The sequence below is a fragment of the Virgibacillus sp. NKC19-3 genome (assembly GCF_019837165.1).
Taxonomy (GTDB): Bacteria; Bacillota; Bacilli; order Bacillales; family Amphibacillaceae; genus Virgibacillus_L; species Virgibacillus_L saliphilus.
On record NZ_JAGYHC010000001.1, the window covers coordinates 522,406 to 548,116 of the forward strand.

Sequence of the window (25,711 nt, forward strand, 5' to 3'; positions counted from 1 at the left end):
AAATGTTTGATAATGTTTTCATTTTAATAAACAACTTTTTGTGAGGAAGTCATGTTAAACCCTTCATAATTCGAAGCGGCCACTTTATTGCATATCTGTCCATAGGTTCCAAAACCACCAAGGTAAATGAGGAATCCCCTTGGTTTTCCGGCAATATTTGCACCAGTATACCAAGAATCGGTTTTTGGAAAAAGTGTTGCGTCCGCCACATCTTTACAATGTTTACTCCATGATTCTTCAGCTTCAACATTGGCTTCTATCGTATCCAAGTTGTGTTTTTGCAGATAGCAAATGCAATCTGTAATCCAATCAACATGTTGCTCAATAGCTGTCGGCATATTCACTAATACCGACGGGCTTTCGGGTCCAGTAATCATAAAGAAATTAGGGAATCCAGCGGTAGCAATGCCAAGGTATGTTCTAACTTTGGCACCGTTCTCCCATTTACGCCTAAGTGATAACCCTTCTTTACCTCGGATATCAATTTTAAATAATGGGCCAGTCATTCCATCGTATCCGGTGGCGAAAACGAGACTATCTAATTGATAATCAGCATTTCTTGTTCGAAGTCCTTGCGGTGTGATTTCTTCAATAGGTGTTTCCTTTACATCAACCAAGGTTACATTCTCACGATTGTATGTCTCATAATAGTTTGTATCAAATATTGGACGTTTTGTGCCATAGTAATATGTTGGTTGAAGTTTTTCAGCTGTATTTGGATCGTTGACGGTGTCTTTGATTTTAGAACGAATAAAATTAGCTGCAGTTTCATTAGCCGCTTCATTTATGGTTATATCTTTATAGGATAAAGGGAAGGAAAAACCACCTTTTTCCCAAGCCTCTTCATAAATCTTTTCACGTTCTTCAGGCGTATCTTCCAGCGCGGAACGATCCCGTAACTTTTCAGGTATGCCACTAACGGATTCAAATAATTGTTTCCTAATCTCACTATAATGATCTTTCGCTTTCCTTATAAAGGATGAATCGTAAGCATGATTCCTAGCTGGAACGGTATACTGTGGTGTTCGCTGAAACACGATAAGATGATCTGCCTCTCCAGCTATAGCGGGAATAGACTGGATTCCACTTGATCCCGTTCCAATGACACCGACTTGTTTACCTTTGAAATCTACTTTCTCATGTGGCCAATTCCCTGTATGATACCATTCTCCTTTAAAGTCATCCAACCCCTTAAATGCTGGGACATTTGCAGTTGATAAACAACCAGCTCCCGAAATGAAATAAGTTGCCAAAACGCTTGTACCATCATCTTTGTAAATCTTCCACTTATTCATGTTTTCATCGTAATGAGCAGCGGAAATTCGCGTATTAAATTGGATGTCACGGCGCAAATCAAATTTATCCGCTACAAAATTTAGATAACGAAGTATTTCCTGCTGCTCAGGGAACCTAGAAGTCCATGTCCACTCTTCATACAATTCTTTAGAAAATGTATAATTATAATAGATACTCTCTGAATCGCAGCGTGCTCCTGGGTACCGATTCCAATACCAAACACCACCTACACCTTCACCTGCCTCGTAGACTTGTGTGGTTAAACCAGCATTACGCAGACGATACAGCATATATAATCCGGAAAAACCTGCACCAATCACCACTGCATCATAATCAGTAGGCTGATTGTGCTTATCACTTTGTTGAGATATCATTTATGTTCCTCCTCTCGTTAAATGTAGGAAATAACTTTTAAGCTCAACTTTAGCATATACTAATTATATATTTTTGAATATTACCTATTTTGGGGGTATAATGTCCCTAAAAAGGAGATAATAATATGAATTCCCTTTATATCCTGCAAGATCAAGTACGAAAATTGGAAACAATTGTTGCGCATGAAGAGAAGTTTTACGGAGTGCTTGAAGTATATTTAAATTATTTTCCGGTATGCAATGCATTTTTATCCAGATTTTCTCCGTTAGGATATGTAGGGGAAGGGATAATTTCACTTTCCTCTTCAGGTTTAGAAAATATAAGTGATATACGTGACGACGTTCGTTCTCTCCCTGTATTTTACTCATCCATCCAGGAACGACAAGCGAAGTATTGTACGGGGGTTGAATATTTTAAACAACTAAATAGCAAATATAATTCCCATTTTAATTCGGTAGTGGTCGTGCCAATTTGTTTGGGATCAGTTGCTATTGGATTCATCTGCTCTACAGTTTTCAAGGAAGGGGCTAATGTAGATAAAGATATGCTTTCCGCCTTTACCCATTATGGAAAACTAATAGGGGATTTATTTGAAAAGTCGGATAGCTTGTCAACCTCTAAGCTGTTAAGTAAGAGAGAGTTGGAGGTAATGAGAAATATCTCTTGGGGAGAAAGTACAAAGGAAATGGCTGCCCAAATGAATATTAGTGAATATACAGTTAAACAATATGTTAAATCTGCCAAGAAGAAACTTGGAGCTGAAAACCGTTCGCATGCTGTTGGTGTATTAATTAGACAGGGAGTTATTACATAATTTATATATTCATAACGGGCAACCAGTTTCTTGATTATAGTTAACTATTAAACAAACGTTTGATTAATGTCTAGCTGGGCTTAAACAGTTTATGATAAATTTTTTCGGCATAGGTGGAGAATTTCTTGTTCTTATGCAGTTTCTTTTCTCTGACAAAATCTTCAAATTCCAGCTTGTTTTGTACGTCATTTTTCTCCTTCTCTCCTGTTGCAGAAATCAATAAATCATCCATGGTGAGATCACTTTTTTTGTCTGTCTCTTCCGTAAGATATCCGGCATTTTTTAATATTTTATATCCCATTCTTAATTCTGGAGGGACTCCTTGCAAATCATCATGCAGATTTAGTGGTTTTCCTTTTCCTGGGAGATCTTCAAATTCGCCGTTATCAATGGATTTTTTGATTTGTTCTTCCACAAAAATATACATAATTGCGCTCCTTTCATGGAATCTAACACGCATTATTATCGATTATTAATCCCCCGTTGTAAATAAATCATTTCATGGGCAAGTTTTTGAATTCGATCAGAAGCATCACGATCGATAATGGCTTCACTTTCCTCGTCAAAGCAGTCATTATGAACAAAGACATTATTCGTTGGCGTCAATCCTTTGAAATAAGTAAGGATTGGCTTTAATTGGTATTCTGGTACCAGAAAATGTTTGTTGGATAATCCAGTTGATACAATGCCTGTTACTTTATATTTGAAGGCATTATCCGGAAAGAAGTCTAGAAGATTTTTTAACGCCCCGGAAATAGATGCTTGATAAATGGGCGTACCGAAAACCAGAAAATCAGCAGAAGCTATTTTATGAACAACATTCCATGTATCATCGTTATAATCGGATAACGGAGCACCAACAGAAAATTCAATTTCATACTCCCTTATATCAATTAATTCTGTTTGTATCGATGCATCAAGATGTTGTGCTGCAACTAGAACGTCATGTACAGCTAGAGACGTCTTTTCACCAGCCGGCGCTCCTGATACCCCAACAAGTTTCATCGTTATAACCCCTCTTTTCAAACTATCATTCGTATTCTACGGAACTATAGTGGAGGTTAATCTAATTTAATACGTAATGCAATTCATATGCTTGGAGATGGTGTTTCTATACAAAGGGGGTCGCTTTATATATAGTTTATTAACCCCGGTTTTGTGGTATATCAATAACGGCTGATAAATTAACCTTTTCCGAAAAAATAAATGGACGTTAGCAGGAACAATTAAAATGTTTAAGGAGGAAATGACAAATGACGGAATATCAATTGGATGTACTTGTTTCCACGGAATGGGTAGATCAACACAAACAGGACCCTGATGTGCAACTTGTCGAAGTGGATGAAGAGAATAGAGCCTATGAAACAGGGCATATCCAAACGGCGATTGCCTGGAATTGGTCAACTCAATTGAATGATCAGACACGGAGAGATATTCTTACACCGGAACAACTAGCAGATCTCCTTGGTCAATCGGGGATCACGCCAGAAACCACCATTATTCTATATGGCGATAACAATAACTGGTTTGCAGCCTTCGCGTACTGGCAACTAAGTATGTTTGGTCACACCAATCTGAAATTGATGGATGGTGGGCGCGTGAAATGGGAACAGGAAAATCACGCCTATACGACGGATATTCCATCTATAGAACCAGTGAACTATCCGGTGAAAGCGACAGATAGATCCAATCGCGCCTTACAGTCAGATGTTGCTGCAGCGATTCGTACCGAAAAAACTGCACTAGTCGACGTGCGCAGCCCTGAGGAATATTCCGGTGAAATCATCGCACCAGAAGGAATGAATGAAACAGCTCAACGCGGCGGACATATCCCGGGTGCCGCCAATATCCCATGGAAATTGGCGACGAACGATGACGGAACCTTCAAATCAGCAGATGAACTCAAGAAATTATACAAAGAGCAAGGTGTTACTCCTGACAAGGACGTGATTACGTACTGCCGAATCGGAGAACGTGCAGCACACACATGGTTTGCACTGCATGAATTACTTGGGTATGAGAATGTACGAAATTATGATGGCTCTTGGACGGAGTGGGGCAGCATGATTGGAGTTCCCGTTGAAAGATCGGTTTAAAGTATCAGCTTCCGATTACTATTGTGTGTTTCATCTATTTCCGATCCTCGTACAATTTTGATAGGGGAGTGAGCCAATGAGCATGGAGAGTGCCTATTGGCTCATTTTTAAATTGTCTAGGAAATTATAAAATGATTTGCTTGGGCATAACGTATTATTGATTAATGGCTACGTCCAGCTACAAGCGCCAAAAACGAGGAGATAACACGAGAGCTCCAATCTCTACGTTTTTAACCAGATGCTTTTCGCTTTTGTTTTGATTGATAAACTGCTGTGATTTCATACTATCTTATATTGTCCTTTCTGATCACGCAGTACACAACCGTTTTGTTTGAAAATTTGCATCATATGTACATTACTAATATCCGTACAGCCGACATAATAGGTGGCTTCTTGTTGGTGTAGCAGTCTTAATGCTATCTTGTGAAGCTCCGTTCCAAAACCTTTCTTACGCCATTCAGGAACAACACCAAAGTAAAATAGTCTACCCTCACTTTTTGTTCCCATTTCTATATGAGGAATACAAATACCTATGAAAGTCTCGTTTTTGGTGAAATAAAAGCAATGGTTGCGCCAGTTTGTCCCCAGTTCATCCTCCAGTGAGAGCAAGAACTGGTCCTTTGCTTGTACGTTTTTATTGGCTGATCCTGAACTGCAGCGCTCATATAAATCCCCATATTCTGCGTCTACTATCCACCCTTCGGAAAGGGAATGCCACTGGATTGCGTTTTTAATTTCGGGCAATGCACGTAGGTTTCTTGTGTATTCCATGGTGGTTGAAATGTGACGAAGCCCTTTGGAAAGGAGCCAATGGTGAAAGGATTCATCCATAAGCAGTGACAAAAAATCCACGTTTTCCTGTTTCCATTCAGCTAGTACCTGTTCCAATTGATGTTTATAATCTGCTTCAACTACGCCGCTATGCTTCACCTGATCGACTAACCAATACTTCTGTTCATTTTTGATGATGTTAAATAAGTGCAATAGATTGTACCTCCTATCTTCACGATTTCGTTATTTCAGCGTGAGTTATTCCTCAACAATCGCGGGTGTTTGCAGTACAACTTTATATGCTTGCTATTACGTATTACGTTGCTTTTTCCGCTCATTGGAGCATGCTTCAGTTCTGTACAATACCATTACTATGATAATATAATCCAAAGGATCGCTCCTTCTCTTCGCTCAAAAAACTTACCATAGCAGAAATTCTACGGATAACGAAAAGAATAATATATCTCACCTAAACTATCTAATTGTTTTCACCTCTAATATAAAGACATGCTTTCACTTCCCATAACTTTGAGTTATATCACTGTTCTTAATGGGTATTTCTCAAACGGACTTTTAGAACTTATACTGTTACTCAAACACTCTTTTCAATGAATCATGTAATTTCTCGCTTAGAGCATATAAGTAAAACGTTCTTTTTAATGGAGTATCTTGTATAGGAAGAAACTTTACCCCTTTATAATTTATCTTCTGGACGACAATGTCTGGAAGGTAGGAAATGCCGACTCCTTGAGCTACAAATCCCATGAGAGCATGATATGGCATTTCGATTATTTCAGGTGACTCACCTTCTCGAACATGCTTGTTGATCAAATTTTTCATTCGTTTATATAGAGGGGTAACAGAAGGCGTTAAGAGTTGCGTATATTGCAAACAATCGGTGATAGATATGCTTTTCCCATTCAGACAGTCAAATTTTTCTGGAACACACGCATAAAACACATCATCAAACAACCAAGAAGAAAACAATCCTTTATGGTGTGGATGATCTTGAATAATTGCACCATCTATCTCGCCAGATTGCATCAACGCAATTAACTCCATCGCATCATCAGTAACTTTTGCTAATTGAATATCCATTTCTCCCTTATAACCAAGGTGGTCTGGATAGTAATACGTTGCCAAGAAAGGGTCACTACCCATTTTAATGGTTTGGTTCGCCATATGTTTTGCCATATCAAACCTCAACTTGTTTATAGTAGGTTCTATGTCCTTATAAAAATGTTCCCCTTTATTGGTGAGTGTAACACCATGTGAATAGCGTTCGAAAACGGAAAACCCTAAAAATTCTTCAAGTCTTTTAATTTGCTTGGTCAAAGCTGGCTGAGAAACAAATAGTTTTTCCGAGGCTTTCGTAATGCTTTTCTCTTTGACAACTGCGATAAAGTATTCAAGTGTTTGTAAATTCATCATAGACACTTCCTAGAAAGAAGGTTTATTCATGTATTATTTCATTCTTATCTTATCGATCATTTTCGAAGTAAACGCCGCAACTTTTATGAGCATATCAGAAGGTTTTACTGCCTTGATACCTTCCATTATCGTTACTGTTTCTTATTTTTTAGCTATAACTTTATACATTTGGTTAACAAAAGTCAAAGAATTAAGCACTATAAATGCTCTTTGGTCAGGTGGAGGGACACTTCTCATTAATATAAGTGGCATTTTTTTCTTAAACGAATCCGTTTCAGTTATTAAGGCAATTGGAATTTTGTGTATCGTGCTAGGAATTGTAGGATTGCGTTTTTCAAATAAGATAGCGAAAGTTGCAAAGTAATTCATATTGATAAGTAGGTGTTCAAATTGGGTTCCCTGTTACTCACAGTAAGCGTTATTTTTTCCATCATTGCAAACATCTTTGCTAAGCTTTCACGAGGCTTTAAAAATAAAGGATTGAGTATTCTATCCTTTTTATTTTTTGGTTTATGTATTTATTTCTTAACGTTAAGTGTTCAGTACATTGAAGTTGGCATTGTTTATGCTGTTTGGTCCGGGGCAGCGATAGCCGCCACTGCCATTATGGGCATTGTCTTTTTTAAGGAGACTGCTAATAAGGTTAAGTTACTTTCTATACTCGTAATACTAATTGGCGTTATTATTCTTCAATTATCAAGTTAAGTTGAACCTCCTTTAAACAATGTTAGAGTTTGGCGGGGTTTTTTATTTAAACACGTTTGTTTTTCGTCCCTCACCGCTCGATTGTTTTCGCGCATGAGGGACCGGACACATACCTCGTTATCCTTCATTCTCGTCCGTTTTTACCAATGTAAAGAAAGCAATAAACCCAATGAGAGAAGTCGTAAAAAGAATCGCTCCCATTGGAATAGCAGATGCTTCGTTAATACCAGCAAGCGGAGAAAAACCGGCCCCGAGTAGCATTGGAAGCATGCCTAGGATAGCGCTCGCACTCCCTGCACGGTGCCCTTGTTTGGCCATTCCTAGGGTGAAGGTACTGGTGATGATCATTCCCATGGTTGTCATGTATATGAAAATTAATAGGACAAGCATTGCTAATGGCCCTTTAATAATGGTCATTATAAACAGGAGGGAAGTCGCAGTTAGTGCAATAATAACGGCGGCCTGAAGCATTTTTACTTCTGAGATAATACCACTAAGGCGCCCGATGATAAAACTCCCCATAATAATGGCTATTCCATTAATCCCAAATAGAACACTAAACACTTGTGGAGACACCCCGTAGATATCCTGATAGACAAAAGGAGTACCTGAGACATAGGCGAAACTACCACCGTGTACAAATCCGACAACTAAGGCATAGCCGATAAACGAACGATCCTTCAACAAACTGCCCATTGTCATCACGGAAGAGCCAATGGAACTGGGGATCCGTTTTTCTGGCGGCAGTGTTTCCTTTAATGTTGTGGCAACAATGATAACAATCAAGATTCCAATGATAGCTAGAAAATAGAAAATCGTTTGCCAACCTGCAGATGGAAAAGCTAAAATTGCTCCACCAAGCATAGGCGCAATCATAGGTGCAACAGCATTGATCACCATTAAAAGCGAGAAGAATTTGGTAAGCGCTTTGCCGCTGAATACGTCACGGACAACAGCGCGAGAAAGGACAACTCCTGCAGAAGCAGTGAACCCTTGTAAGAATCTGGAAGCAATCAATGTTGTTATATTAGGTGCGAATGCACAGAAAATGGAGGCCAATGCGAACAAGGAAGTAGCAACTAACAATGGCTTCCTCCTTCCTTGTGCATCACTGATCGGTCCAACAACTAACTGACCGATCGCAAGTCCGATTAAACATGCCGTGAGACTTAACTGTACCAGCGTAGCATTTGCAGCAAAATCCGCAGCAATACTAGGGAAACTTGGCAAATACATATCAATATTAAGCGGTCCTAAAAAGGCAAGCATGCCGAGAAGTAAAGCTAATCCCACACGTGTTTTTCCTGTTGGGTTGTGAAGCATGAATAACCAATCACCTTTCTATCTCATTATTTATAGCAAACATGACTATTATACGTTAGGGGCAAAAGGTAGTCTAGTAATTTTTCTCGGGTCTGTCCTTTGACAAAAGGTCTGATATAGTGGATATTAATGATTTACCTACCAAATTAAAAAGCCTCCCCCTGGAAAATGGGAAAGGCTCTTGGGCAGAGCAAGATAATACGAGCTATTCATTCGTCTGCTCATACATATTGGATTCAAACAGATCAATCAATTCTATTTTAGGGTGGTTATCTTTGAACCAATTTAATGCGAACTCATTTCTGAATAAAACCACATAATTATCCTCTCGATCTCGAACAAGCTGATTTCGTTCGTCAAAGAGGGACTCATCTACCTGTTCTTCTTTTAACCAACGTGGGATTCGCTCACCAACGGATTCCAGCGTTACTTCAACATTATACTCATTTTTCATTCTATATTTGAATACATCGTATTGCAGCTCGCCTACGGCTCCTAGAATATTGGATTCACTACGATGTCTTTTAAATAATTGAATGGCCCCTTCTTGTACAAGTTGTTCAATTCCTTTATTAAACTGTTTGGATTTCATTACATTACTTGCTGTCACCTTTTTAAAGAGTTCCGGCGGGAATTGTGGTAACTCGTCATATTCGAAAGATGCTTTACCTTCAATTAATGTATCTCCAATTCGGTAGGCGTTCGGATCATAGACACCTATAATATCTCCTGCATACGCTTCTTCTACCGTGTCTCTGGATGATGCAACAAATTGCTGTGTTTGGGCTAGCTTGACTGGCTTATCAGTCCTTGCTAGTTTCACGTTCATTCCGCGTTCAAATTTGCCGGAGCAGACCCGCAAAAATGCCACCCTGTCACGGTGAGCAGGATTCATATTGGCCTGAATCTTAAAAATAAATCCGGAGAAGTCCGGGTTATCGGGCTGAATGACTCCTTCCGTCGATTTTCTTGGCGTCGGTGGTGGAGCCATGGATACAAACGTATCAAAGAAATGTTGTACACCAAAAGGCGCTAATGCACTACCAAAGAAAACAGGAGTCTGCTCTCCAGACATAACCGCATTTATGGAAAATGTATCCCCGGCTTCTTCTACTAAAGAAAGTTCCTCTTCAGTTTCTTGATACGCTGCCTGAGAGACTAGTTCCTCATGTGCCGGTTTATCCAAATCTGCATAAGGAATATACGTTTCTTCTTCATTTCCATTATATTGAATAAATTGCTTTCCATCACGATCGAAAATACCGAGGAATCGTTTGCCCATACCTACCGGCCAACTCATTGGATAAGTCTTAATATCTAACACCGCTTCGATTTCCTCCAGTAATTCAAGGGGCTCTCTTCCTTCGCGATCTAATTTATTGATAAACGTAAAAATGGGGATGCCACGCATGCGGCATACCTTGAATAATTTTTTCGTTTGCGCTTCGATTCCCTTAGTAGCATCAATGATCATGACCACGCTATCCACTGCAGTTAGCGTCCGGTACGTATCTTCACTGAAATCATCATGGCCAGGCGTATCCAGGATATTTACTTCATAATCATGATATGGAAAGTTCATCACACTTGAAGTAACCGAGATACCGCGTTGTTTCTCAATTTCCATCCAGTCGGACGTAGCGAATTTTCCGGATTTCTTTCCTTTTACGGTTCCAGCTGAACGAATTTGATTTCCGAATAAAAGCAGCTTCTCTGTTAGTGTTGTTTTCCCCGCATCCGGGTGCGATATAATGGCAAATGTTCTTCGTTTTGCAACTTCATCATGTAAACTCATAAAAAATCCCTTTCATTCAAAATTTAGTTTATGGGTATGTGTTTGATTTGTAATCGGGGATTTTTTACATCGGAATAATGCTCCTTATACCGGTTATGTTAGTCGAATAAAAACATACCACGAGTACAGGTTGGAAGTCAATGAACAGAATTCCAAACCAAATGTTTGATCAGCTTTTCGTATAGAGTAACTTACGGAAATAATGGATAGGAATAGAAAATAAACATACACACGTCACCTTAGGACGTGTGTATGTTTATTTTCTATTTATTACAGCTTTTAAACCTAAATTAGCACCAAGCCGCTCCAACGATAATGAGAAGGATAAATAATACGACGATTAACGCAAAGCCACCGCCAGCGCCACAGCCGCCACCATATCCTGCTCCAGCAACTTCATAGCCGTGTCCGCCACAGCCGCATCCCATTCCGTATCCCATAAAAAGGTCCTCCTTTTAATATTATAATTTTTATTCTTAGTATCCATAGCCGCCGTAGGATGCTCCTACAATAATCAGTAGGATGAACAATACTACGACAAAGGCGAATCCGCCACCGTATCCAGCTCCAGTTGATTCACTCATTACTAAAACACCTCCTGACTCTTTACAATTAATCTATGTTATCACCCTAAGAGTGGAAGGGACATTAACCCATATTACAGGTATTTTGGGCACTTATTTTGTGAAAGCATGGAGAAAGGCTCTTGCTGTGTTTCCCTATATCCGCATGTACCCTAATGCATGTGTCCTTTACGATAATTTATGTCGCTACATAGGATGTTATATGGCTCATTGATATGGAGGTGGGGAAATGTCAGTTGAACATTTTTATGGTTTATGCCAGAAACACAAAGGAAAAGCTGTTGAAATTAAAACCCATGATGGAGAAACGCACAGGGGTGTGATTAATCATGTTGATAATAGATGTGTATATCTGCAACCCCTTGGCCGCACAAGGAATTTAGGTGGATTTGGCTATGGGTTTTATGGTCCTGGTTATTATAGACCCGGTTTTGGTTATGGGCTTGCATTAGGAGCCATTGGTACCTTGGCTTTACTACCATTTTTCTTTTGGTAAACGTTAATTATTGCAGGGATAAGGAATTGCAAAACAGACGAGAACGCTTTCGTCTGTTTTGTTTTTTGAGGGGGATAGTTAGGATTTCATAAATGTATCCGTTGGCATATGCAAGACATCTTTCGTCGTTTTTTTATTTGCCTCCATGTATGCTTTTACGATGTGATATCCAACGCAGTAGCCTGCCATTTTGGGATAAAGCCCCAGTCCGTATAATATCCGCTGATGTCTAGGATTTGTTTGTTGGATGGATTTATTGGGAATCACCAGCTTGTTTTGCATCTTTTCCAATTGTTGATTCGAGTAGTAGGAGGTCCATGAAGCTGTTAATTTTTCTCCAAACCCTTCTCTTACTGCATTTTCGGCTAGTCCTTCTAAAATGATGGTATCGAGTAATACAAAGTCCTTTATGTTTACCGGATACTTGGATAAACGACAGACATGATGATATTCATGGGTAAACAGTGCTCTTATTTCTTCTTCATCATTCTCTTCTGAAATAAATAGGAACAATTTATCGCTGAATGCTAAACCGGATTTTCCGTTGGAATCCTGAATTAAACGTTGATTGTTTGTATCGGAAGGAAAAATAAAGATTGGTACATCTGGACCATCCCATTCTTCCTGAAGATACTGCTTTTCCTTATGTACGGTTTTCCATACATTATTATTCTTTAATTTTTTTAATAAATCTTCTATATTTTTAGAAGGTGTACGATACATGCCATGCATCGTTAAATATTCATGGATTTCGGAAGCTAACACACGTTCAAAGTAAGCTACTAATTTTTCACATAATTCACTTGGCTCATCATACAAATCCAATAACCACTTATCTGTCCGAATAACGCCCATCTTAACACTCCTAACTAACACCTTTTCTAACTATACTATGCGCAGGGGATGAATATTGCGCAACTTTTTTTCGTAAATAGGACAGATACCTTCGCAAAAATTCTCCACTAGAATAAAATATAATACGTTTAATTAGGAGGTGTTATCTAAATGCCAATGCCGTTGTTTCCGAATAGACCGCCGAATCAGCCTCCGAGGCCATCACAAAGACCTCAAGGGGGATTCAGACCTCCTGGCGTTCAAGGAGGATCAGGGGGTTCCACGAAGTCAAACTTAATGTCCATGTTTCAAACAGATGAAGGCAACTTAGATTTTGATAAGATAACAAGTACTGGTAAACAGGTTATGGATTTATACGGTCAGGTAAGTCCATTGATTACAAAATTCATTAAAAGATAGGAAGAATAGGCGTCGTAAAGGGGAGATGATACGAATTTCATAGAATGAACGAACCAATCTCCCCTTCCAACATAAGGTATATACCAGGAAGAGGGCTGGATGTGAACACATATCTTGATCAGGGGATGTTGGAATGGCAACAATAGTTAGAAAAGCTACGTTTAGGGAAACACAGGAAATACGGAAATATGCTTTAAAAGTATTAAAGGAATCAACCATGGGGTATGTGGAACCAAGTCAGGAGAAGGCTGTGCAAATGCTGTCTCCTTTTTTGTCGGATGGTGGATACTACGTTGTTTCTATTGAAAATAATAACCTGCAAGGATGGATCGGATTGGGAAGCATAATGGATAATCATACCGAAGAGATGGTCGGGTTTATTCCGGAAGTCTATGTCTTACCGGCCTACCGTAAACAAGGGGTAGCGGAACAATTATGTAAGGAAGCATTCCAACAACTGAAATTACAAGGGTATAAGAAAGTGCAGCTACAAGTATTCTCCGGAAATCAGGTGAGAAATCTTTATGAGAAGCTTGGGTTTCAGGAAATCTCTTCGCTTATGGCTAAGGAGCTATAACATAAAAACCGGTTTTCCAGTTTATGTGGATTACCGGTTTTTTTGATAGCTATCATTTCTCAATATCAATGAATTTTCTGCTTTCATTATTTATGGGGGTAGTGATTTTCAATATGCCATCTTGATATGAAGCTTTTGTTTCTTTTTCGGAAATGGTAAACGGTAATGTGACGAAGCGCTCCATTCTTTGTAGGGATTGCTCTTTGTGATAATGTTTTGTTCCATCATTCGTTTCTTCAAAGCTTGCAGTGTTTTGAACAGCTATTCGAATCTGATTCCCGACAATTTCCAGTTCAATCTGATCACGTTTGATACCCGGTAATTTTGCCTGAAGAACAACATCGGATTTCGTTTCATATATATCTACATCAAATGACCTTCGACTAAATAGGGAATTGAAATTTTTAAAGGAATCTTGGAGAAAGGAATCCATTCCCTTCATCAGACCATCAAACGAGGAATGACTATTGTATTTATTTGAACTCATTTTTTCACCTCTTTTTCTTGATTACATTAATAAAGTATGCAAGGGGTTGCGCAACAAACACTAGGAAAATGGAATTTTTCGGCGCCCATTTTTAAAGTGATTGCCGGGAAGCCCATTCTGTTAAAAGTGATTGGATGACCCACGCAGGTTACGCTGTACTGCATATTCTATTAGAGTTAGGAGGTGTTCAAATGAGTGTAGGTGGATATGGCGCTGGTGGAGGCTTTGCATTGATTGTAGTCCTCTTCATCCTGCTGATTATTGTTGGTGCCGGCGGATTTGGTGGATACGGCTGCTAGTTTGATTAGGATAAAAGATATCAATTTCCCTCCCGTAAACGTTTGTACGTTACCGTTAACGAATAATAAATACCTCCTTTTCTTTATTATATGAGAACGGTAGTCGATATTACTGATTCCTCCTCTTAAAAGGGCTGATGAGATCATCTTGTCAGCCTTTTTTTAATGATAAATTTTTAGTACAAAAAATAAAAAGTTGTGACGTTTGTCACAGCTTATATTCCCCTATGTTGTTTACAATGAATAGTAATACACAAAGGGATTTTACATCTCCCGGAAAGAAGAGGAGTGAGTATTACATGTCAGGTCCAGGTTTGAAACATGTAGATAGTCATGCTGCCATTCATGAAGCAGCGCTAAATGAGGCAGAAGAATTAAATGAAATTCTCGAATCTCTTTTAAGGAACGGTCAGGAAGAGAAAGCGTTGGAAACCGCCTATGTTGCCGTTGAACATTGGGAATCACGTACACTCCAGCACGCCGACTCGGAAGAAGAAGGATTATATAAGGAATTGGTTGAAGAGTCACCGGAATTAAATGATTCTATTATTGAGCTGACTCGGGATCATGATCTTTTGCGAATGCTTGTAAAGGAAATTAAGGAGATGCTGGATGCAGATGGTTTTAGTGATGCGGTTCTACAGCGATTCCAGGCTCTAGTCCTTGTTGATTTACTGCATAACCAAGAGGAAGAAAGAATTTTACCCAATCATTAAGATAAAGTCATTCACTGGGGGGATAGTCCATGAGTGAAGATAAACAGCAGCAGAAAAGAAAATTTTTAAGGGTGCTATCACCGGATCTATATCGGTATATTACCGATAAATTTGAAGAGCTCCATAATATTCACGCGTATGATATCCAAGCAGATGCAATCAAAGAAGAAACTGGACTTCATCTTCGGTTGCAATTTGGCGATCAATTCGCACATCAAGAAGAGCGTTTTTTTACATTTGACGCCATTGAGGAGAGAAGTACGGAACTAGAAGAATTTGTAAAATCAACTGCAGATAAGTGCCAAGAGGTTATGATAGCTGATTATTTTAAAATGATGAAACCCTAGAGCCGTTGAGATGAACGAAAAATACAAAGGAGGCATTCCATTGTTTGGATTTGAAGAGGATGCAGGTTTTGTTCAGGACCGGGAAGATTTAATTTCCGTATTACGAATGCGTTTTGGTGATGTATCTCCGGGGATTATTGAATCGATTTATGAAATGAATGATCTGGATACATTAGAGCGGTTGATATTGGTTGCGGCAAATGCACCTACATTAAAGGTTTTCCTGGAAGAATTGGAAGAAGGATCCGGAGCCTTTCGTATTCATGGGGAACGCTTTAATCCAATAGATTCAATGCTCGGAGGGAGCGAATAACGAATGAAACGAACAAATAAATTGTTGGATCAATTAAAGCATCTGAAAAAGGGAAATCGGATTAATGAGGGTTGGACGGAGGAAAGCCCTCGTCCAAGGGATTCAGAAGAGATATACCGCCGGAGATGGCAACATGACAAAGTAGTACGTTCGACACATGGTGTTAATTGTACCGGTTCATGTAGTTGGAAAATTTACGTCAAGGACGGCATTATTACATCGGAAACACAGCAAACCGATTATCCAACAACCGGAGAAGATTTTCCCGAATATGAACCACGTGGCTGTCCAAGAGGAGCGAGCTTCTCCTGGTATACATACAGCCCAATTCGAGTGAAATACCCGTATATTCGCGGCGATTTATACGCGCTTTGGAAGGCGGAGCGTGATGAAGGGTATGATCCTGTAGCTGCATGGGATAATATTGTCAGTGATCCGGCGAAACGGGATAAATATGTGAAGTCTCGTGGTAAAGGCGGATTTGTTCGTGCAGACTGGAAAGAAGTTTGCCAGATCATTGCCAGTGCATCCATTTACACCATTAAGGCGTATGGACCTGATCGTATTGTAGGGTTCAGCCCGATACCGGCAATGTCCATGGTGAGCTATGCGGCGGGGTCACGATTCCTTTCCTTGGTTGGAGGAACCATTTTGAGTTTCTATGATTGGTATGCGGATCTGCCTCCAGCTTCACCGCAGGTATGGGGAGAGCAAACGGACGTTCCGGAAAGCGCTGACTGGTATAATGCCAAATATTTTATTATTTGGGGAACGAATTTACCTCAAACCAGGACACCGGATGCGCATTTTATGGTAGAAGCAAGGTACAACGGAACCAAAGTCGTTGGTGTTAGCCCGGACTACGCGGAATATGAGAAATTTGCTGATATCTGGTTGCCGGCAAGAGCCGGAACTGATGGTGCGTTAGCAATGGCTATGACGCATGTTATCTTGAACGAATTTTATGTAAAGCAAGATACACCTTATTTTAAAGATTATGTTAAACGATTTACGGACTTGCCTTTTCTTGTAACATTAAATGAGAATGAGACAGATTGTCGCTCCGATCGCTTTTTACGAGCCGAAGATATGGATGATACACAAGAACTCGGGGAATGGAAACCTCTCGTATGGGACGCAAGTACGGATCAATGGATTGCGCCAAATGGAACAGAAGGCTTTCGCTGGGATGGAGGCAGCAAGTGGAATTTGGATCTGGAAAAAGAGGATGGGACAGAGATTGATCCGGAATTAAGTTTCATTCATCAATGTGATGAAACGACGATGGTAACCTTCCCGAACTTTGCAAATAAAAACGGCGATACCGTTCAACGTGGTGTGCCGGTAAAGTATATAAAAGATAAGCAAGGCAATACGCTCAAAGTTACGACGGTTTATGATTTGATGATGGCCCATACAGGGGTGAACAGAGACTTAGCCGGAGATTATCCATCAGATTATGATGATCCTAAACCATTCACACCTGCGTGGCAGGAAGGAATTACCGGCGTTAATAAAAATCATGTTATCAAGATTGCGAAGGAATTTGCAGATAATGCGGCTCGGACAAATGGGAAATCGATGATAGCAATGGGTGGTGGAACCAACCATTGGTACCATAGTGATCAAATTTATCGGGCTATTCTTAATTTAGTTTTGCTGACAGGGTCTCAAGGTGTCAATGGCGGCGGCTGGGCGCATTACGTTGGACAGGAAAAAGTACGCCCGCTGGAAGGCTGGCAACAAGTTGCTTTTGCCGGTGACTGGATCAAGCCACCACGTCATCAAAACGGAACATCCTTTTTCTATTTTGCTACCGATCAATTCCGTTATGAAGTAGAAATCAATGAAGACCAATCAAGTTGGGGTGGTAAGTATAACACCATGCATCCTGCTGATATTAATGCTCTTTCCGCGAGACTGGGATGGTTACCTTCCTTCCCACAGTTTACGCAAAACTCCATAGATATGGTCCAAGATAGTAGGAAGCGCGGGGCGCAAAGTGATCAGGAAATCATTGATGATGTTGTTGAGCAAATTAAAGATGGGCACGTGGATTGGGCGATAGAAAATCCGGACGATCCAAGAAATTTCCCAAGGGTATTCTTTAACTGGCGCTCCAATTTACTCGGCGATAGTGGGAAAGGTCATGAATATTTCGCGAAACACTTAATTGGTGGCGAAGATCAAATTTTAACAGATACGGAAAATTCATGGCAGCCTGAAAATGTTAATGCACAAGGGGAAGCACCTACGGGTAAAGTCGACCTTTTTGTCAGCGTGGACTTTCGGATGACAAGTTCAGGACTGTTTTCAGATATTGTATTGCCTGCTGCAACATGGTACGAGAAATTCGATATAAGTAGTACCGATATGCATCCATTCGTCCATCCGTTTAATGCGGCTATATCACCACCATGGCAATCAAAGAGTGACTGGAATACATTCCGGGAGATTGCGAAGAACTTCTCGGAGCTTGCAGAAGAACATCTGCCGGCTACAGAAGAGCTCATGATGACGCCTTTGGGCCATGATTCTCCAGGACAAATTGCGCAACCGCTTGGAAAGATTAAAGATTGGCGTAATGGAGACGTTGAAGCAATTCCAGGGAAAACAATGCCGAATTTCCAAATTGTTAGACGCGACTATCCGAATGTGTATCAACAAATGACGACGATTGGCCCTGAAATTAAGAAGGGCTACGGGGCCAAAGGTGTAAAAATAAATGGAGAGGATGTCTACAGGGAATTAGAAAGTAGGCTTGGTATATCAAAAAGAGATGGAATTGGCAAAGGACATCCTGATCTTTATACTGACAAACAGGCCATCGAGTCTATTCTATTAATGTCAGGAGCGACAAACGGGAAGCGGGCTGTTGAAGGTTGGAAATCCTTAGAGGAAAAAACAGGTCAGAACTTGGTTGATATTGCTCAAGGCAGGGAAGAGGAAGCATTTACCCTGGATGATTTAACTGCTCGTCCTCAGCATGCGATTTCAACTCCGGTTTGGAGCGGATTGGAGAAGGATAATCGACGTTATTCGCCTTTTACTGTCAACAAAGAATATAAACTCCCATGGCATACGCTGACAGGAAGGCAAAGTTTTTACCTGGATCATGAAATGATGCTTGATTTTGGTGAAGGATTACCTTTATATTTACCGCCATTATCGCATGGCCCGTTTTTAGAGAATGAAAAAGGGGTCGAGAGTAACGGTGCTTCCATTACGGTAAGGTATTTAACTCCGCACCAGAAGTGGGGCATCCACACCATGTTCACGGATACGACTGCAATGGCTCAATTGTTTAGAGGTTGGCAGACGGTTTGGATGAATGAAAAAGATGGGGCATCGATTGGAATTAAAGACAATGACTGGATTGAGGTTTATAACAGAAATGGTGTCATTTCGGCGAGGGTCGTGCTAACGTATCGAATTCCAAAAGGGATGGCTTACATGTATCATGCCCAGGATCGGACGTTAGGGGTACCAGGAACTGCAATCAATAAAAAACGTGGCGGTACACATAACAGTGTTACACGGATTTCCCTGAAACCGACGCATATGGTCGGGGGCTATTCACAACTAAGCTACGGATTTAATTACTACGGCCCAACTGGTCATCAGCGGGATACCATCGCCGTTATACGAAAATTGAAGGAGGTAGATTGGCTTGAGAATTAAGGCACAGGTTGCAATGGTCATGCACCTGGACAAATGTATCGGCTGTCATACTTGTTCGGTAACATGTAAAAACACGTGGACAAATCGCCCGGGAACAGAATATATGTGGTTTAATAACGTAGAAACACGTCCGGGTCCAGGTTATCCGAAACAATGGGAAGATACGAATCGCTTTAAAGGTGGTTGGGAATTAAAGAATGGTAAGTTGAAACTGAAGGCAGGAGGTCCGATCACCAAATTGGCCAATATCTTTTATAACCCGGATATGGCCAGTATGGATGATTATTATGAGCCATGGACCTATGAGTATGATAATCTGATTCATAGTCCGAAATCAGAGAATATACCTGTCGCTAGACCACAGTCAATGATTACCGGTAAATACATGGATAAACCAGAATGGGGGTCTAACTGGGATGATGACTTAGCAGGTGGAAGTGAAATCGTTCCACTTGATCCGAATGTGCAAGAATTACAGGAACATATCTCCATGGAGTATGAAAAAACGTTCATGATGTATCTGCCTAGAATCTGCGAACATTGCCTAAATCCATCCTGTGTTGCCTCATGTCCATCAGGTGCCCTGTATAAACGGGATGAAGATGGTATCGTTCTGGTCGATCAGGATGCGTGTCGCGGCTGGCGCTTTTGCATGAGTGGCTGTCCGTATCACAAAGTATATTATAATTGGAATACACATAAAGCGGAAAAATGTAACTTCTGTTATCCGCGTACAGAAGCAGGGCTGCCAACAATCTGCTCTGAGACCTGTGTTGGTCGTATTCGTTATATCGGTGTTGTTCTATATGATGCAGATAAAGTGAAAGATGCTGCTTCTGTAGAGGATCCGCAAGATCTTTATGAAGCACAGCTTGACTGTTTCCTAGATCCTTTTGATCCGGAAATTCAAGAAAAAGCACGTGAAGCCGGGATTAACGATGCTTGGATTGAATCTGCACAGGAATCACCGGTTTATAAAATGGCGATCAAATGGAAAATTGCTCTTCCATTACATCCGGAATATCGTACGATGCCGATGGTTTGGTATGTACCTCCACTTAGTCCGATCATGAATCATATTACCAATGAAGAGGAGTTAAGCACGGATGGCTATATCCCGGCAGTTGATCAAATGCGTATCCCGATGGAATATCTAGCATCATTGCTCTCAGCCGGTGATACAGAAGTAATTCGCAAGGTGCTGCTTAAATTGACAGCAATGCGTGTCTTCATGCGAGGAAAAACAGTTGGAGGCGTAGATGAATTCAAACAAAGTGAACTGGTAAGAGAAGCAAATACAAGTCCAGAGGAAATTGAAGATATGGCACGACTACTCGGTGTGGCAAAATACGATGAGCGTTTCGTCATTCCTACCGGCCGCAGGGAAATGGATGATGATTTAGATTATCAACAAGGTGCCTGCAGTCTGGAAAATATAGCACCCCGTGAAGGAGTTGCAGCCACATTCGCTTACGAAAGAGGGATGAAATGATGCAGGAAGAACGTGCTGTACTCGTCATTGCTTCTCGTCTATTGGGATATCCTGCAGAGAACTTAAGCCAAGAGAGGCTGGATATTCAAGAATGCGTTGAGGAAAATGTGGAAACAAGAGAATTGAAACAGGATCTTATTGCTGCTTATGATTCATTATTTCGCTTACCTTCCCAGGAAATAAGAGAATTATATGTATCCACATTTGATCTAAAGTCCAAGTTAGGTCTTTATTTATCAGCACATGAGTTTGGAGATAGCGCCAAGCGTGGAGCTGCACTAATTAAATTGCAGAAGATAGTAAATCAGGCTGGTTTTGAACGGGAAGGGGATGAATTAGCTGATTATATGCCGATGCTTTTTGAATTTTTAGCTGTGGCACCAGAATCTAAAGAGCATGAGCGGCTCTACAGGCGCCTTGGAACAGCAATCGGACGCATGTTAAATAATATCGATGCAGAGAATCCCTATAAGGGTATACTTCAGGTTTTAATGCGGCATGTATTTCCGGAGCCTACCAAGGAAGAGGTTGAGAAACTGGAGTTCGACAGAGAAGAAGCTGATTTAGAAGAATTGCCTTATCCTATCATGTATCAATGATAGGGGAAGGCTATCCATAAACTAACCAAGGGGTGGTATCGATGACCGACATTTTTTGGTGGGTCATATTCCCGTATTTAACAGGAATAATCATGATTGTAGGACTCCTGTATCGCTATGCTTTCAGGCAATTAAGTTGGGCCGCACCGTCAACAGAGTTCTTTGAAAAGAAGTGGTTACGTATTGGTTCGCCCTTGTTTCACTGGGGAATTGTATTTGCATTTGTCGGACATGTGATGGGGATGGTTATACCGAAAGGGTTTTATGATTTTTTAGGTGTAAGTGATCATTTGTATCATGTTGGGGCGATTGTCGGCGGAGGAATTGCTGGTTTAATGGTCGTCGTTGGTCTCGTGATTTTATTGATTCGAAAGATGGTCTTTGATCCTGTTCGTGTTCATGCTACTTTCGCGGATTTTTTCTCTATTGTAGCCCTGCTTATTGTAGCGGGAAGCGGAACATTTATGTCTATTATTTATAATACAACTGTGACCGCATATGAATACCGGGAGACGATCGGGCCATGGTTCAGGAGTTTATTCATCCTGCAGCCGCAATATCAATTAATGGCGAGTGTCCCTTTGATTTTTAAATTGCACGTTATTTCAGCGTTTGGTTTAATTGCTTCGATTCCATTTACACGTCTCGTCCATTTTTACAGTTTACCGGTGACCTATCCCACTCGGGCACCCCAGCAGTATCGCTCACGGTCCGGGTATAGGAGGAAAGGATAATATATAAGGTTAAAAAGCGAACAGTACTCGTCACTGTTCGCTATTTTCATTTATAGCCCAGGATAACCCCCATGTAATGCCTGCTCGCTTACTTCCTCTAATGGTATGTTCATAAAATTTGTCGCTTTCCTTTGATATAAGCGTAGATAATCTGTTGACAGAATGGTTTGCGCTCCAACATATAAGGGAACCTAACAAAGCAAAGAATGCTTTTTAAGCGTGCCTTTAATCCAAGATCAAGTTTGCTAGGAATACTTTCCCGAAAAAACGTTCATACTTCTGAAAAGCACTTCCGAAAGGAGTAATCAGAATGGCTGTAGCAGGTCGGGTAGCAGTGGCGAAGAATACAGGACATTTTTCAATTGAAAGTCTTCGTAAATTAAGAGAAATGATGGTTGTGGAGGAATTTGACAAAGGTTCATCCATCTACTGGGAAGCAGAAACAAATGAAAAATTATATTTTCTACTGAAGGGAAAAGTAAAACTTACCAAAATAAATGAAGAAGGTAAGGAATTGACGATGTATTGCTTTTTCTCCGGTGATATGTTTGGAGAATATCCTTCAGAAAACAGTTATCTTAATTCATACACAGCACAAACCATGGAGAAGTCTGAAATTGGTGTGTTGCGACGTTGTGATATAGATAAACTTCTTAAAGAATCCGGAGAACTGGCACTTGAATTTTCTTATTGGCTGAGTCAAACGCATCGACACACCCAGTTAAAATTAAGAGACTTATTATTATATGGGAAAAGTGGGGCGTTAGCTTCCACGCTGATTCGAATTTCGAATACATATGGGATTTATGAGGAAAATAAAGTAAAAATCACCAAAAAATTTACCAATCTGGAACTTGCCGAATTGATTGGAGCAACCCGGGAAACGGTTAACCGCTTACTCGCATCATTTAAGCAGGATGGTTTAATACAATATAAGAAGGGAAGGATCGAGATTTTAGATCTGGCCGGATTAAAAGAAGTGAATCAATGTGAAGAATGTCCGGTGGAGATTTGCAGGCTTTAGGCATAACAGATAAAGCGGGAACGACATAAGAAGTCGTTCCCGCTGTAACCACTATGACAATCTCTTAAACAACACATTATTTTCTAAGTGGATATGTTGGAATGTGTTCTCTTCCAGCTCTGCTAATCGAGCGTAGGTGATTTGATAGGAACCGCATGCATAGGCATGTGGTTGAAATCCATCTGTGATTACTCGCATTCTTTTCAATATGTCGCCACATGTATCATGTTCTTCCTCTAACGCTTCATTTGCCACGTGAATCTGCTCTAAAAGTGTTTCACTGGGGTTTTTTTCGTATTCTTTTATTAAAGGAAAAACGTCACGCTCTTCTTTTAAGGTATGCTCTTCCATTTCGACTTTAAAATCATTGTACAGGCGATGTAATTCTTGTAAATGTGGCTGATCTCCTCCATGTTTACGGAATACTTTTGTAACGAATTCTCCGAGTGCAGGGAGTTCTTCCGCCAGATAGGCATGGTGATGATAGACAATGTGATCAACAAGTTCAGGGAGTGGCATTGTATCCCAGTCTATCACATGGTGATCTTCCCTTTGCCAGCGTTCATAAGCTGTATTTAATGCTGATAAAACGGCAGTTTCATCAAGATTCTTCTCAGCAAAGGTATCTTTAAGTGCCCGGTCTCCACCACAGCAAAAGTCAATCTGGCGTTCCTTAAATAAATCACTAGCCTTCGGGAACACTTTTACAATAGCCGCTGGTGTATGCGCAGCAGTAAATGTATTCATTTTATAACCTCCTAAGATTGGCCTAGTTATAATGATAAGCTATTCTAGGAAGCTATTCTGTGATAGAACGCACTGATCTACAACTATTATTTATCTAAATTTGGTAGGTCCGAGAATATACCGACATAATATTTTATATCATCAACATTATTTTTAATCGTGTTGATAGTAAGGATTTCCTTGTTTGATTCATCGTTATTTCCCGTATACCAGATTTCTCCTTTCCAATATCCATGATCATGAATGGTATTTCGCATGTCATGATAGAAAGAAGGTTCATGCATTGATGAATGCAGAAGATTGGTTGCTTTGCTACCTACTGCCTCCTCTTCGGTATATCCACTCATTTGTGTGAAGGCAGGATTAACATATTGAATGGTCCCATTTTTGTTCATTACTATAATACCTTCTGTAGCCCCCTCTACAATTTTTCGTTCAATCGTTATTTGATCTTTGTAATACATGAAAATAACAATAACGAAACTGACTAAGGCAAATTGAGAAAGTGCCATGAAGCCAATGGAGTAATCACCGGTCATATTATTAACGGTTGTTAAGATGATTGGAGGGAAGAATCCGCCTAATCCTCCCATCGCAGAGACAATTCCATTAACAACTCCAGCTTGTTTGGAAAAGTGAAATGGAACAAGTTTGAATACGGCTCCATTACCAATACCGACAGAAACCCCAACAGCCAAAGATCCTACGGTGTACCATGCGATAGATGGTGAAAATGATAATAGTATTCCCGAAAGTGTAACACCAACAAATACAAACATTAGAATAATATAGGCGTTGAACTTATCGGCTAACCAACCACCAACCGGACGTACGAATGTCGCTAGTACAATGAAGCCAGCCGTCCTTATCCCTGCATCAACAGCTGTTAACCCGAAATCAGTTACTAAGAAGTTGGGCAAAAATACGGTGAATGCCACAAAGGCACCGAATGTTACAAAATAAAATAGGCTCAAAAACCATAACGTTGAGTTGCGGTATACGCCTTTTATTTGCCCAATCATCGATTGTTTTACTTTAGTTTCATCTTTGTCACCTAAAAAGAAATACAAAGCAGCAAATAAGATAATCAAAATGATATAGAATCGAACTGTACTTTGCCATCCTATGGCTCCTGCGATAACTGGAGCAGCAAATGTTGTTATTGCGGTACCGACATTACCAACCCCGTAAATACCATTGATGAATCCATGTTTTTCTTTGGGATAGTACTTTGGCAAGGATGTAACTCCGATAGAGAATGTCGCTCCTCCAACTCCCAGAATAAATCCTCCGATAACCAGATCCATGAACGAATCAGCTACACTGATATAGAAAACCGGAAATAGGAGGATGATTAACGCAACAAGGTTAACGGTTCTAGCCCCAAATCGATTGGTATAAAAACCAATCGGAATTCGTAATAATGACCCTAAAATAACAGGTATCGCTGTTACGAAAGAAACCTGCCCGGAAGTTAACGCAATGTCCTCTTGAATACTGGGCATGAGCGAGGATATTAAAACCCACATCATAAATCCCGCAATAAGGCTGGATGTTTGAAGGGATAATTGAATAGTTGGATTTTTCATCATGAAATTTCTCTCCTTTCAGCATACGTATTTATATCCGTTCCCCCTAGGTTAAATGATGAATAAGTATAAAACAGTGAAAAATATCACACTATGGAAATAAAATGAAGGATTAATTCGGTGAAAGTGTGATATTTATCATATCCGCATTGTTCCCAGCATGTTT

The 25,711-nt window shown here is 40.2% G+C and carries 29 protein-coding genes; 16 read left to right on the forward strand and 13 right to left on the reverse strand.

All coding sequences use genetic code 11. The features are described from left to right. Nucleotides 1-23: 23 nt before the first annotated feature. Nucleotides 24-1,670 (reverse strand): flavin-containing monooxygenase, encoded by a 1,647-nt coding sequence (locus KFZ56_RS02690; protein ID WP_222640084.1) that lies wholly within the window; start codon nucleotides 1,668-1,670, stop codon nucleotides 24-26. A gap of 125 nt (nucleotides 1,671-1,795) precedes the next feature. Between KFZ56_RS02690 and KFZ56_RS02695 the strand changes: the two genes are divergently transcribed. After that, entirely contained in the window at nucleotides 1,796-2,485 is a 690-nt protein-coding gene (locus KFZ56_RS02695) for a helix-turn-helix transcriptional regulator (protein WP_222640085.1), read from the forward strand. Between the two features lie 70 nt (nucleotides 2,486-2,555). On the opposite strand, the gene KFZ56_RS02700 is transcribed toward KFZ56_RS02695, so the two are convergent. After that, a complete protein-coding gene (locus tag KFZ56_RS02700; RefSeq protein ID WP_222640086.1) occupies nucleotides 2,556-2,912 on the reverse strand; it encodes a DnaJ family domain-containing protein in 357 nt (118 codons plus the stop codon). 35 nt (nucleotides 2,913-2,947) lie between these two features. Further along, nucleotides 2,948-3,490 (reverse strand): NADPH-dependent FMN reductase, encoded by a 543-nt coding sequence (locus KFZ56_RS02705; protein ID WP_222640087.1) that lies wholly within the window; start codon nucleotides 3,488-3,490, stop codon nucleotides 2,948-2,950. 248 nt (nucleotides 3,491-3,738) lie between these two features. Between KFZ56_RS02705 and KFZ56_RS02710 the strand changes: the two genes are divergently transcribed. Beyond that, nucleotides 3,739-4,581 (forward strand): sulfurtransferase, encoded by an 843-nt coding sequence (locus KFZ56_RS02710; protein WP_222640088.1) that lies wholly within the window; start codon nucleotides 3,739-3,741, stop codon nucleotides 4,579-4,581. A 279-nt stretch (nucleotides 4,582-4,860) separates the two neighbouring features. Here the strand turns inward: KFZ56_RS02710 and KFZ56_RS02715 are convergent, their stop codons facing one another. Further along, complete coding sequence (locus tag KFZ56_RS02715) at nucleotides 4,861-5,565, reverse strand: GNAT family N-acetyltransferase (RefSeq protein ID WP_222640090.1); 705 nt, start codon at nucleotides 5,563-5,565, stop codon at nucleotides 4,861-4,863. Between the two features lie 375 nt (nucleotides 5,566-5,940). After that, nucleotides 5,941-6,780, reverse strand: a complete 840-nt coding sequence (locus KFZ56_RS02720; protein WP_222640092.1) for a LysR family transcriptional regulator — start codon at nucleotides 6,778-6,780, stop codon at nucleotides 5,941-5,943. Between the two features lie 31 nt (nucleotides 6,781-6,811). On the opposite strand from KFZ56_RS02720, the gene KFZ56_RS02725 reads away from it, so the two are divergent. Both KFZ56_RS02725 and KFZ56_RS02730 read left to right on the forward strand, forming a co-directional pair. Then, the gene (locus KFZ56_RS02725; RefSeq protein ID WP_222640094.1) at nucleotides 6,812-7,147 is read left to right on the forward strand and encodes a DMT family transporter; all 336 of its coding nucleotides are present in this window, start codon (nucleotides 6,812-6,814) and stop codon (nucleotides 7,145-7,147) included. A gap of 17 nt (nucleotides 7,148-7,164) precedes the next feature. Further along, entirely contained in the window at nucleotides 7,165-7,488 is a 324-nt protein-coding gene (locus tag KFZ56_RS02730; protein ID WP_309228240.1) for a DMT family transporter, read from the forward strand. 117 nt (nucleotides 7,489-7,605) lie between these two features. Here the strand turns inward: KFZ56_RS02730 and KFZ56_RS02735 are convergent, their stop codons facing one another. From KFZ56_RS02735 to KFZ56_RS02750, 4 genes are all read right to left on the reverse strand, one after another. Next, the gene (locus KFZ56_RS02735; RefSeq protein WP_222640098.1) at nucleotides 7,606-8,811 is read right to left on the reverse strand and encodes a Bcr/CflA family efflux MFS transporter; all 1,206 of its coding nucleotides are present in this window, start codon (nucleotides 8,809-8,811) and stop codon (nucleotides 7,606-7,608) included. Nucleotides 8,812-9,016: 205 nt separating this feature from the next. Then, nucleotides 9,017-10,606, reverse strand: coding sequence for a peptide chain release factor 3 (locus tag KFZ56_RS02740; RefSeq protein ID WP_222640100.1), 1,590 nt, complete (start codon nucleotides 10,604-10,606; stop codon nucleotides 9,017-9,019). A 290-nt stretch (nucleotides 10,607-10,896) separates the two neighbouring features. Next, nucleotides 10,897-11,046 (reverse strand): YjcZ family sporulation protein, encoded by a 150-nt coding sequence (locus KFZ56_RS02745; protein ID WP_304956674.1) that lies wholly within the window; start codon nucleotides 11,044-11,046, stop codon nucleotides 10,897-10,899. A gap of 36 nt (nucleotides 11,047-11,082) precedes the next feature. Then, the gene (locus tag KFZ56_RS02750) at nucleotides 11,083-11,190 is read right to left on the reverse strand and encodes a YjcZ family sporulation protein (protein ID WP_222640101.1); all 108 of its coding nucleotides are present in this window, start codon (nucleotides 11,188-11,190) and stop codon (nucleotides 11,083-11,085) included. A gap of 229 nt (nucleotides 11,191-11,419) precedes the next feature. Between KFZ56_RS02750 and KFZ56_RS02755 the strand changes: the two genes are divergently transcribed. Then, nucleotides 11,420-11,686: a hypothetical protein gene (locus KFZ56_RS02755; RefSeq protein ID WP_222640103.1), complete on the forward strand. Its 267-nt coding sequence runs from the start codon at nucleotides 11,420-11,422 to the stop codon at nucleotides 11,684-11,686. A gap of 78 nt (nucleotides 11,687-11,764) precedes the next feature. Here KFZ56_RS02755 and KFZ56_RS02760 read toward each other — a convergent pair whose 3' ends face one another. Further along, complete coding sequence (locus KFZ56_RS02760) at nucleotides 11,765-12,541, reverse strand: DUF2268 domain-containing putative Zn-dependent protease (RefSeq protein ID WP_222640104.1); 777 nt, start codon at nucleotides 12,539-12,541, stop codon at nucleotides 11,765-11,767. A gap of 150 nt (nucleotides 12,542-12,691) precedes the next feature. Between KFZ56_RS02760 and KFZ56_RS02765 the strand changes: the two genes are divergently transcribed. After that, on the forward strand, nucleotides 12,692-12,940 hold the full coding sequence (locus KFZ56_RS02765; RefSeq protein ID WP_222640105.1) for a YppG family protein: 249 nt from the start codon (nucleotides 12,692-12,694) through the stop codon (nucleotides 12,938-12,940). A gap of 133 nt (nucleotides 12,941-13,073) precedes the next feature. Next, nucleotides 13,074-13,517 carry a GNAT family N-acetyltransferase gene (locus KFZ56_RS02770; protein WP_222640106.1) on the forward strand — a complete coding sequence of 148 codons (444 nt, stop codon included), beginning with the start codon at nucleotides 13,074-13,076 and terminating at the stop codon, nucleotides 13,515-13,517. A 52-nt stretch (nucleotides 13,518-13,569) separates the two neighbouring features. Here the strand turns inward: KFZ56_RS02770 and KFZ56_RS02775 are convergent, their stop codons facing one another. Then, entirely contained in the window at nucleotides 13,570-14,004 is a 435-nt protein-coding gene (locus tag KFZ56_RS02775; RefSeq protein WP_222640107.1) for an Hsp20/alpha crystallin family protein, read from the reverse strand. A gap of 191 nt (nucleotides 14,005-14,195) precedes the next feature. Between KFZ56_RS02775 and KFZ56_RS02780 the strand changes: the two genes are divergently transcribed. From KFZ56_RS02780 to KFZ56_RS02820, 9 genes are all read left to right on the forward strand, one after another. Beyond that, nucleotides 14,196-14,303, forward strand: a complete 108-nt coding sequence (locus KFZ56_RS02780) for a YjcZ family sporulation protein (protein ID WP_222640108.1) — start codon at nucleotides 14,196-14,198, stop codon at nucleotides 14,301-14,303. 299 nt (nucleotides 14,304-14,602) lie between these two features. Then, nucleotides 14,603-15,019 (forward strand): hemerythrin domain-containing protein, encoded by a 417-nt coding sequence (locus KFZ56_RS02785; RefSeq protein ID WP_222640109.1) that lies wholly within the window; start codon nucleotides 14,603-14,605, stop codon nucleotides 15,017-15,019. 29 nt (nucleotides 15,020-15,048) lie between these two features. After that, entirely contained in the window at nucleotides 15,049-15,366 is a 318-nt protein-coding gene (locus tag KFZ56_RS02790; protein WP_222640110.1) for a hypothetical protein, read from the forward strand. A 40-nt stretch (nucleotides 15,367-15,406) separates the two neighbouring features. Then, nucleotides 15,407-15,679, forward strand: a complete 273-nt coding sequence (locus KFZ56_RS02795) for a hypothetical protein (protein WP_222640111.1) — start codon at nucleotides 15,407-15,409, stop codon at nucleotides 15,677-15,679. 3 nt (nucleotides 15,680-15,682) lie between these two features. Next, entirely contained in the window at nucleotides 15,683-19,360 is a 3,678-nt protein-coding gene (locus KFZ56_RS02800; protein ID WP_222640114.1) for a nitrate reductase subunit alpha, read from the forward strand. Continuing rightward, complete coding sequence (gene narH, locus KFZ56_RS02805) at nucleotides 19,350-20,852, forward strand: nitrate reductase subunit beta (RefSeq protein ID WP_222640116.1); 1,503 nt, start codon at nucleotides 19,350-19,352, stop codon at nucleotides 20,850-20,852. Before KFZ56_RS02800 ends, narH begins: the two co-directional genes overlap by 11 nt. Further along, nucleotides 20,849-21,451: a nitrate reductase molybdenum cofactor assembly chaperone gene (gene narJ / locus KFZ56_RS02810; protein WP_222640118.1), complete on the forward strand. Its 603-nt coding sequence runs from the start codon at nucleotides 20,849-20,851 to the stop codon at nucleotides 21,449-21,451. The genes narH and narJ overlap by 4 nt, the downstream gene beginning before the upstream one ends. Nucleotides 21,452-21,492: 41 nt before the next feature. Continuing rightward, nucleotides 21,493-22,185: a respiratory nitrate reductase subunit gamma gene (gene narI / locus KFZ56_RS02815; RefSeq protein ID WP_222640120.1), complete on the forward strand. Its 693-nt coding sequence runs from the start codon at nucleotides 21,493-21,495 to the stop codon at nucleotides 22,183-22,185. 310 nt (nucleotides 22,186-22,495) lie between these two features. Further along, nucleotides 22,496-23,209 (forward strand): Crp/Fnr family transcriptional regulator, encoded by a 714-nt coding sequence (locus KFZ56_RS02820; RefSeq protein WP_222640122.1) that lies wholly within the window; start codon nucleotides 22,496-22,498, stop codon nucleotides 23,207-23,209. Nucleotides 23,210-23,260: 51 nt separating this feature from the next. On the opposite strand, the gene ric is transcribed toward KFZ56_RS02820, so the two are convergent. Together ric and KFZ56_RS02830 are read right to left on the reverse strand one after the other, a co-directional pair. Next, nucleotides 23,261-23,956 carry an iron-sulfur cluster repair di-iron protein gene (gene ric, locus KFZ56_RS02825; protein ID WP_222640124.1) on the reverse strand — a complete coding sequence of 232 codons (696 nt, stop codon included), beginning with the start codon at nucleotides 23,954-23,956 and terminating at the stop codon, nucleotides 23,261-23,263. 86 nt (nucleotides 23,957-24,042) lie between these two features. Next, the gene (locus tag KFZ56_RS02830) at nucleotides 24,043-25,545 is read right to left on the reverse strand and encodes a nitrate/nitrite transporter (RefSeq protein WP_222643874.1); all 1,503 of its coding nucleotides are present in this window, start codon (nucleotides 25,543-25,545) and stop codon (nucleotides 24,043-24,045) included. Nucleotides 25,546-25,711 lie beyond the last annotated feature (166 nt).

Coding starts and splice junctions, on each gene's coding strand:
- KFZ56_RS02690 (WP_222640084.1), bottom strand. CDS start 1,670: ATGATATCTCAACAAAGTGATAAGCACAATCAGCCTACTGATTATGAT.
- KFZ56_RS02695 (WP_222640085.1), top strand. CDS start 1,796: ATGAATTCCCTTTATATCCTGCAAGATCAAGTACGAAAATTGGAAACA.
- KFZ56_RS02700 (WP_222640086.1), bottom strand. CDS start 2,912: ATGTATATTTTTGTGGAAGAACAAATCAAAAAATCCATTGATAACGGC.
- KFZ56_RS02705 (WP_222640087.1), bottom strand. CDS start 3,490: ATGAAACTTGTTGGGGTATCAGGAGCGCCGGCTGGTGAAAAGACGTCT.
- KFZ56_RS02710 (WP_222640088.1), top strand. CDS start 3,739: ATGACGGAATATCAATTGGATGTACTTGTTTCCACGGAATGGGTAGAT.
- KFZ56_RS02720 (WP_222640092.1), bottom strand. CDS start 6,780: ATGAATTTACAAACACTTGAATACTTTATCGCAGTTGTCAAAGAGAAA.
- KFZ56_RS02725 (WP_222640094.1), top strand. CDS start 6,812: ATGTATTATTTCATTCTTATCTTATCGATCATTTTCGAAGTAAACGCC.
- KFZ56_RS02735 (WP_222640098.1), bottom strand. CDS start 8,811: ATGCTTCACAACCCAACAGGAAAAACACGTGTGGGATTAGCTTTACTT.
- KFZ56_RS02740 (WP_222640100.1), bottom strand. CDS start 10,606: ATGAGTTTACATGATGAAGTTGCAAAACGAAGAACATTTGCCATTATA.
- KFZ56_RS02745 (WP_304956674.1), bottom strand. CDS start 11,046: ATGGGATACGGAATGGGATGCGGCTGTGGCGGACACGGCTATGAAGTT.
- KFZ56_RS02750 (WP_222640101.1), bottom strand. CDS start 11,190: ATGAGTGAATCAACTGGAGCTGGATACGGTGGCGGATTCGCCTTTGTC.
- KFZ56_RS02755 (WP_222640103.1), top strand. CDS start 11,420: ATGTCAGTTGAACATTTTTATGGTTTATGCCAGAAACACAAAGGAAAA.
- KFZ56_RS02760 (WP_222640104.1), bottom strand. CDS start 12,541: ATGGGCGTTATTCGGACAGATAAGTGGTTATTGGATTTGTATGATGAG.
- KFZ56_RS02765 (WP_222640105.1), top strand. CDS start 12,692: ATGCCAATGCCGTTGTTTCCGAATAGACCGCCGAATCAGCCTCCGAGG.
- KFZ56_RS02770 (WP_222640106.1), top strand. CDS start 13,074: ATGGCAACAATAGTTAGAAAAGCTACGTTTAGGGAAACACAGGAAATA.
- KFZ56_RS02775 (WP_222640107.1), bottom strand. CDS start 14,004: ATGAGTTCAAATAAATACAATAGTCATTCCTCGTTTGATGGTCTGATG.
- KFZ56_RS02780 (WP_222640108.1), top strand. CDS start 14,196: ATGAGTGTAGGTGGATATGGCGCTGGTGGAGGCTTTGCATTGATTGTA.
- KFZ56_RS02785 (WP_222640109.1), top strand. CDS start 14,603: ATGTCAGGTCCAGGTTTGAAACATGTAGATAGTCATGCTGCCATTCAT.
- KFZ56_RS02790 (WP_222640110.1), top strand. CDS start 15,049: ATGAGTGAAGATAAACAGCAGCAGAAAAGAAAATTTTTAAGGGTGCTA.
- KFZ56_RS02800 (WP_222640114.1), top strand. CDS start 15,683: ATGAAACGAACAAATAAATTGTTGGATCAATTAAAGCATCTGAAAAAG.
- narJ (WP_222640118.1), top strand. CDS start 20,849: ATGATGCAGGAAGAACGTGCTGTACTCGTCATTGCTTCTCGTCTATTG.
- narI (WP_222640120.1), top strand. CDS start 21,493: ATGACCGACATTTTTTGGTGGGTCATATTCCCGTATTTAACAGGAATA.
- KFZ56_RS02820 (WP_222640122.1), top strand. CDS start 22,496: ATGGCTGTAGCAGGTCGGGTAGCAGTGGCGAAGAATACAGGACATTTT.
- ric (WP_222640124.1), bottom strand. CDS start 23,956: ATGAATACATTTACTGCTGCGCATACACCAGCGGCTATTGTAAAAGTG.
- KFZ56_RS02830 (WP_222643874.1), bottom strand. CDS start 25,545: ATGAAAAATCCAACTATTCAATTATCCCTTCAAACATCCAGCCTTATT.